Below are 6,952 nucleotides of genomic sequence, written 5' to 3'. Positions count from 1 at the left end.
GCCCCCGCACACCCGCGCCGCGGGGCAACCGCAGCCGGCGCCGCGGCGTCCCGTTCCACGCAGCGGCGGCGTCAGCGCCGACCCGCGGCTGTGGGCACCGTCCGTACGCCCCGCGTACGGATTCGGCCGGCATACTGAGCGCCCCCTCAACCCGCAGGAGCCACCGTGTCGATGATCCGCACCCTACGGACCGCGGTCCGCATCGGGCGGCGCCGCCCGCGCGGCGTCGACCTCAGCCACCCGGCCCGCTCGCCGCTCGGCAGCTCGGTGGTCAACTGCGTGGTCTACCAGGGCGGGCAGCGCCAGCGCGGCGACTGCCCGGCCGCAGAGGCGATCCGGCAGGTCCGCGTGGGTCAGCCGAAGCTGCGGACGCTTCCGGTGCAGGGCGCGCCCGGTGGGCGTGGCGCGCGACGGTCCGGCGGGTTCGTCTGGATCGGGCTGCACGAGCCGGCGGACGAGGAGTTCGCCGAGATCGCCGAGTTGTTCGGGCTGCACCCGCTGGCCGTGGCCAACGCCCTCCAGGCCCATCAGCGGCCGAAGGTGGAGCGGTACGAGGCGGACACGCTGTTCGCCGTCTTCAAGACCGTGCGCTACGTGGAGCACGACCAGCTCACCGCGACCAGCGAGATCGTGGAGACCGGCGAGATCATGGCGTTCGTCGGCCCGGACTTCGTCATCACCATCCGGCACGGCGGGCACGGCTCGCTCGGCCCGGTGCGCGAGGAGCTTGAGTCCAGGGCCGAGCTGCTGGCCCACGGGCCGGCGGCCGTGCTGTACGCCATCGCCGACCACGTCGTGGACGACTACCTCGCGGTCGCCTCCGCCGTCCAGGACGACATCGACGCGGTCGAGATGGAGGTCTTCACCCAGCATCCGGCGGGCGGCCCGCCCCGCCGCTCCGGGCAGGCCGAGGAAGCCGGCCGGATCTACCAGCTCAAGCGCGAACTCCTGGAGCTCAAGCGCGCCGTGGCCCCGCTCGACCGGCCGCTGCACGCGCTCTCCAACCAGCCGTCGCGGATCGTGGACGCGGACGTCAGGACGTACTTCCGGCACGTGGCCGACCGGCTGGCGCGCGTGTCGGAGCAGGTCAGCTCGTTCGACGAGCTGCTCAATTCGATCCTCCAGGCCAGCCTGGCGCAGCTCACCGTCGCGCAGAACGAGGTGCTGCGCAAGATCAGCGCCTGGGTCGCCATCATCGCCGTGCCCACCATGCTGTGCGGTCTGTACGGCATGAACTTCGACCACATGCCGGAACTCGGCTGGACCTACGGCTACCCGGTCCTCCTCGTCGGCCTCGTCACCCTCTGCGGCCTGCTGCACCGCGCGTTCCGCCGCAGCGGCTGGCTCTGACGCGCGAGGCGGTTGCGGTTCGCGTGGGTTCCCGTGGCTCGTGCGGGTTCTGTGGCCGGCGGTCACCCCGGCGGCGTTCTGGGCGTTCGTCTCTTGACCGTTAACCACCGGCCATGGGGAGGACGTCGCGTGTCCACCCGCGGTCGGGAACATACGTACGAGGCAGCGCCGCGCCGCCCGTACGGCCCCGTGCCGGCCCGGCTCGCACCCCGCGCCTCAGCCCCACGGCACCGTCGCCGGCCGGGCCAGATCCCGCGCGAGACGAGAGACCCTCCCATGCCCTTATACCGGCGCCTCGCCCGGCTCGGCCCCGTCGCGGTCACCCTCGCGGCCGTGGCCGGGCGCTTCGGCACCATCGTCGTCACGACCAGCGCCGCGCCACCGGCCCAGCCACCCCGTACCGGACCACCCGCCGAGCGCGCCGACGCGACGCCAGGCACCCCGGCGGGCCCGTCCCGGGCGCCGGCCACGCGCGGTACGCCGCACCGCGCGGCAGCCTCCGACACACCGAGCGGCGAGCGGGACCGCCCGTACAGCGCCCCCTAGCTCGGACACGCGCCCCGGCGTACGCTCCGGCGACGGTCACACGGCATCCGGTCGAACGGCGTGCCACGCCCACAGGGCGCGCCCCACCGCCCAGGGTGTCGAAGACTCCAGTTCTCGCCGCAGAAGATTGGTGGATCACACACCCTTGCGCCGACGTGCGCCCCGCAGACTGGAACCCACCGCACCAATGGGGCGGCAGCATGCCCGTACCCCGCATTCCGCCGCCAGCCGGGGGAAACTCAGAGAAGCCGGAAGGGCCGGAAAAGCTAGACAATCCGGCAGTACCGGAAGAACCTGAGGAATCAGCGGACTCTCCAGCGAAAGGGGCACGGTCGCATGTCCGGGTCGCGCGTACTGGCCCTCGGCCACTACCAGCCCTCCAGGGCGCTCACCAATGACGACCTGGCGGCGTTGGTCGACACCAGCGACGAGTGGATTCGGAGCCGGGTCGGCATCCGCACCCGGCACATCATGGCCGCCGACGAGACCGTCGACGAGATGGCGGCGCACGCGGCGCCCAAGGCCCTGACCCAGAGCGGCCTCGCGCCCTCCGACATCGACCTGGTGCTGGTGGCCACCTGCACCGCCGAGGGCCGCAGCCCGAACACCGCCGCCCGGGTCGCCGCCCGACTCGGCCTCGGTTCGCCCGCCCTGATGGACATCAACGTGGTCTGCGCCGGCTTCACCCACGCACTGGCCACCGCCGACCACGCGCTACGGGCCGGTTCGGCGACCAAGGCGCTGGTCATCGGGGCCGAGGCGTTCACCTCGGTCGCCGACTGGACCGACCGTTCGACCTGCGTACTGGTCGGGGACGGGGCCGGCGCCGCGGTCGTGGTGGCCTCCGAGACGCCCGGCATCGGCCCGGTCCTGTGGGGCTCGATGCCGCAGATGAGCGAGGCCGTCCGGATCGAGGGCAGCCCCACCCGCTTCGCCCAGGAGGGCCAGGCCGTCTACCGCTGGGCCACCACCCAGTTGCCGCCGCTGGCCAGGGAGACCTGCCGGCGGGCCGGCATCGAGCCCGCCGACCTCGGGGCCGTGGTGCTGCACCAGGCGAACCTGCGGATCATCGAGCCGGTGGCGCGCAAGCTCGGCGCCGTCAACGCGGTCGTCGCCCGGGACGTGATCGACTCCGGCAACACCTCGGCGGCGAGCATCCCGCTGGCCCTGTCCAAGCTGGTGGAGCGCGGCGAGATCCCGCCCGGCACACCCACCCTGCTGTTCGGCTTCGGCGGCAACCTCTCGTACGCGGGCCAGGTCATCAGCTCCCCCTGACCTGCGGTTCGCCCACGGGCGCCGGGGTACGGGCGGGCGGAGCGCGGGGCGCTCGCGCCGGGAGGCCGCACCGGGCCGTCCCGGCGTCCCACGTCGCCGCACCGTGCCGCCCGGCCCCCCCCCCGGCGGGCCGGCGCCCCCGGCGGGCGCCCGGCCCCGGGGGGGGGGGGGGGGGGGGGGGGGGGGGGGGCGGGGGGCGGGGGCCCCCCCCCGGGGGCCGCCCGGCCCCCCCCCCCCCCCCCCGGGCCCCCCCCCCCCGCCCCCGGGCGCCCCCCCCGCCGCCGTCAGAAGACGGACCAGCCGGTGAGCGTGGTGAAGTGGTCGAGCGCGGCGACGCCCACCACCGAGTTCCCGCGGGCGTCCAGGCCCGGGCTCCAGACGCACAGCGTGCACCGGCCCGGGATGACCGCGAAGATCCCGCCGCCGACGCCGCTCTTGCCCGGCAGCCCGACCCGGTAGGCGAAGTTGCCCGCCGCGTCGTACGTACCGCAGGTCAGCATGACGGCGTTGACCTGCTTGGCGGCGCTGCGCGACAGCAGCCGGGTGCCGTCGGCGCGCAGCCCGTGCCGGGCCAGGAAGCCACCGGCCAGCGCGAGGTCGCGGCAGCTCATCCGGACCGAGCACTGCCAGAAGTAGTGCTGGAGGACGGTCGATACGGGATTGTCCAGATTGCCGTAGCTCGCCATGAAGTGCGCGAGGGCGGCGTTGCGGTCGCCGTGTTCGGTTTCGGACAGCGCCACCAGCGGGTCGAAGGCCAGATCGGGGTTGCCGCTCTCGGTGCGCAGGAAATCCAGGAGCACGGTGCTCGCGTCGCCGGTCAGGGTCTGCAACCGGTCGGTGACGACCAGCGCACCGGCGTTGATGAACGGGTTGCGCGGTATGCCGTTCTCGTACTCAAGCTGCACCAGCGAGTTGAAGGCACTGCCGGACGGCTCTCTGCCGACCCGCTCCCAGATCGCCTCGCCGCCGTGCGCGAGGACCAGCGCCAGGCTGAACGTCTTGGATATGGACTGGACCGAGAACGGCTCCTGCCAGTCCCCCACGCCACAGACACCGCCGTCGACGTCGGCGACCGCCATGCCGAACCCTCCGGCGTCGATCGTGGCCAGGGCCGGAATGTACTGCGCCACCCGGCCGCTGCCGACCTGCGACCGCACCGCCGCGGCCACCTCGTCCAACACTCCCTGATAGTCCACGTGCTCCCCCGTGCTGCCGTTCTGTGCCCACGGCATCGCCGCGGTCCGTACGCCACGCCGCACGGCTCACTGTGCGGGTCACCGCTCGGGCCACCGCCCAGTTCACCGTGGGTCGTTGGCGCCATCATGCACTGCGGAACGCCCCCTACCCACCGGCGTGCGCCTCCCTTACGCACGCCCCCTACTCCGCCAATCCGTCGAGTCCGCCACTGGCTGCACAAACGTCGCCGAACGGCGCTCCGCGGCCACTACACGGCGGCCGGATCGGTTCGCACGTCATACGAACGGCTAGTCCAACAGCGAACGTTCCGGTACAAGCAGGTCATAGAGGAGGCGGTTCGCAGATCGGGCGACCGCCACGCACGGAACGGAGGCGGCCATGTCCCCACCCATGTCCGCGCGGGACTTCATCGAGGCACTGCGCGCCGAAGGCGTCCGGGTCGAGGAAGTCGGCGACTGGGAACACCACAACCGCAACCACAAGGGGCCCTGGGGGCCGGTGCACGGCGTCATGATCCACCACACCGTCACCTCGGGGGCCGAGGAAACGGTGCAACTGTGCCGCGACGGCCACTCCAGCCTGCCGGGCCCGCTCTGCCACGGCGTGATCACCAAGGACGGCACGGTGCACCTGGTCGGCTACGGCCGCGCCAACCACGCCGGGCTCGGCGACGACGACGTGCTACGCGCGGTGATCGCCGAAAAGGGCCTGCCGCCCGACAACGAGGCCAACACCGACGGCAACCGCTACTTCTACGGCTTCGAGTGCGAAAACCTCGGCGACGGCGAAGACCCCTGGCCCGCGGCGCAACTCGCGGCCATCGAACGCGCCGCCGCGGCCATCTGCCGCCACCACGGCTGGACCGAGAGATCCGTCATCGGCCACCTGGAATGGCAGCCGGGCAAGGTGGACCCCAGGGGCTTCACCATGACCAGCATGCGGGAACGCATCCGCGACCGGCTGAAGTAGCCGCGCACCGGGCACAGCACCGCCACCCCCACCGGCCCCGCAGCCCGCGGAGCTGTGCCCCACCCACCCCCCAACGAACGACAACGAACGACAACAACAGCGGACGACAGCGGACGACGAGCAACAGGGGACAACAGGCGACAACGGACGCCATCCGACGACAATGGCCCGGTGAGCAGCAACGCCCCCACTCCCCACAGCAGCCCCAGCCCCGCACCCGGCCCCCGCACGGACCACGCCCCCGGCCACACACCCGGCCACCCCGCCGATCCACCCACGCTTGCCGCCACCCCGCACACCCCCCTGCACGCAGCCCTGCGCCCCGCCCTGCCGTCCCCGTTGCAGGAGCTCCACGACGAGCGGTTCGCCCGGCGCGGCGTACGCCTGCTGCTCAAGCGGGACGACCTGATCCATCCCGAACTGCCCGGCAACAAGTGGCGCAAGCTGGAGCTCAACCTGCGGGCCGCCGCCGAGTCGGGCCCGCGTCCGCTGCTCACCTTCGGCGGCGCGTACTCCAACCACCTACGGGCCACGGCCGCGGCCGGCCGGCTGCTCGGCCTCGCCACCATCGGCGTGGTGCGCGGTGACGAACTCGCAGGTCAGCCGCTCAACCCGGTACTGGCCCGATGTGCGGCCGACGGCATGCGGCTGCACTTCGTCAGCCGCTCCGACTATCGGCGCAAGACCGACCCCCCGCTGCTCGACACCCTGCACGCCCGGTTCGGCGACTGCTACGTCATACCCGAGGGCGGCAGCAACCGGCTGGCCGTACTCGGCTGCCGGGAACTCGGCCGGGAGCTGCGCGCCGACCTCCCCACCACCGGCGGGCCGCAGGTGGTGGGCGTCGCGTGCGGCACCGGCGGCACGCTGGCCGGCCTCGCCGCCGGACTCGCCCCCGGCCCCGGGCCGCGGCCCCGCGCCCGCGGCTTCCCGGTGCTCCGCGGCGACTTCCTGACCGCCGAGGTGACCGCGCTCCAGACCGCGGCGTTCGGCGCGCGCACCGGCGACTGGGAGCTGACCGACCGCTTCCACTGCGGCGGCTACGCCCGTACGACGCCGGAGCTGACCGCGTTCGCCGACGACTTCGCGCACCGCCACGGGCTCGCCCTCGACCGCGTCTACGTGGCCAAGCTGCTGTACGGCCTCACGACCCTGGCCGAAGAGGACACTTTCCCGCCGGGCAGTACGGTAACCGCGGTCATCACCGGCCCGGCCACCCCCTGACCCACGGCCCCCTGGCCCGCCCCTCGCCGCCGCATCCGCCGCTACCCCTCGCCCTCCCGGTACGCGGCGGCCTCCTCCAGGTCCAGCCGGCGCAGCAGCGTCCGGAGCATCTCGTCGTCGATGCGCCGCTCGTCCCGCAGCCGTACGAACACCTCCCGTTCGACCTCGATCACCTCGCGCGAAAGCCGGCGGTAGGTCTCGTCCGCCGATTCGCCCGTCGCCTCGCTCACCGTGCCGAGCCGCTCCCACACCGCGTTGCGGCGCCGCTCCACGACCGTCCGCAACCGGTCGGGCGGCGGGGGGGGGGGCGGGGGGGGGGGGGGCGGGCGCCCCGCCCGCCCCCCCGGGGGCGGCCCCCGGGGGGCCCCGCGCGGGGGCCGGGCCCCCGCCC

At 73.8% G+C, this 6,952-nt stretch carries 7 protein-coding genes and 1 pseudogene; 6 read left to right on the top strand and 2 right to left on the bottom strand.

Annotated features, from left to right (window positions below; translation table 11 throughout):
* The first annotated feature begins 171 nt into the window (after window positions 1-171).
* From AAHZ94_RS25550 to AAHZ94_RS25535, 4 genes are all read left to right on the top strand, one after another.
* Window positions 172-1,350, top strand: a complete 1,179-nt coding sequence (locus AAHZ94_RS25550) for a magnesium and cobalt transport protein CorA (RefSeq protein WP_349995552.1) — start codon at window positions 172-174, stop codon at window positions 1,348-1,350.
* A 276-nt stretch (window positions 1,351-1,626) separates the two neighbouring features.
* A complete protein-coding gene (locus tag AAHZ94_RS25545) occupies window positions 1,627-1,896 on the top strand; it encodes a hypothetical protein (RefSeq protein ID WP_349995550.1) in 270 nt (89 codons plus the stop codon).
* A gap of 336 nt (window positions 1,897-2,232) precedes the next feature.
* Complete coding sequence (locus tag AAHZ94_RS25540; RefSeq protein ID WP_349995549.1) at window positions 2,233-3,171, top strand: beta-ketoacyl-ACP synthase III; 939 nt, start codon at window positions 2,233-2,235, stop codon at window positions 3,169-3,171.
* Window positions 3,172-3,274: 103 nt separating this feature from the next.
* Window positions 3,275-3,478, top strand: a complete 204-nt coding sequence (locus tag AAHZ94_RS25535) for a hypothetical protein (protein ID WP_349995548.1) — start codon at window positions 3,275-3,277, stop codon at window positions 3,476-3,478.
* Here AAHZ94_RS25535 and AAHZ94_RS25530 read toward each other — a convergent pair.
* On the bottom strand, window positions 3,456-4,367 hold the full coding sequence (locus AAHZ94_RS25530; RefSeq protein WP_349995555.1) for a glutaminase: 912 nt from the start codon (window positions 4,365-4,367) through the stop codon (window positions 3,456-3,458). The two genes, AAHZ94_RS25535 and AAHZ94_RS25530, sit on opposite strands and share 23 nt — an antisense overlap.
* A gap of 379 nt (window positions 4,368-4,746) precedes the next feature.
* Between AAHZ94_RS25530 and AAHZ94_RS25525 the strand changes: the two genes are divergently transcribed.
* Window positions 4,747-5,337, top strand: coding sequence for an N-acetylmuramoyl-L-alanine amidase (locus tag AAHZ94_RS25525; protein ID WP_349995547.1), 591 nt, complete (start codon window positions 4,747-4,749; stop codon window positions 5,335-5,337).
* 303 nt (window positions 5,338-5,640) lie between these two features.
* A complete protein-coding gene (locus tag AAHZ94_RS25520; RefSeq protein ID WP_349995553.1) occupies window positions 5,641-6,561 on the top strand; it encodes a 1-aminocyclopropane-1-carboxylate deaminase/D-cysteine desulfhydrase in 921 nt (306 codons plus the stop codon).
* 41 nt (window positions 6,562-6,602) lie between these two features.
* On the opposite strand, the pseudogene AAHZ94_RS25515 reads toward AAHZ94_RS25520, so the two are convergent.
* Window positions 6,603-6,952, bottom strand: a pseudogene (locus tag AAHZ94_RS25515) (hypothetical protein); the annotation flags it as partial.

The organism is Streptomyces sp. HSW2009, assembly GCF_040240285.1.
In the GTDB taxonomy this organism is placed as follows: domain Bacteria; phylum Actinomycetota; class Actinomycetes; order Streptomycetales; family Streptomycetaceae; genus Streptomyces.
This window is presented reverse-complemented; position numbering and strand designations above follow the sequence as displayed.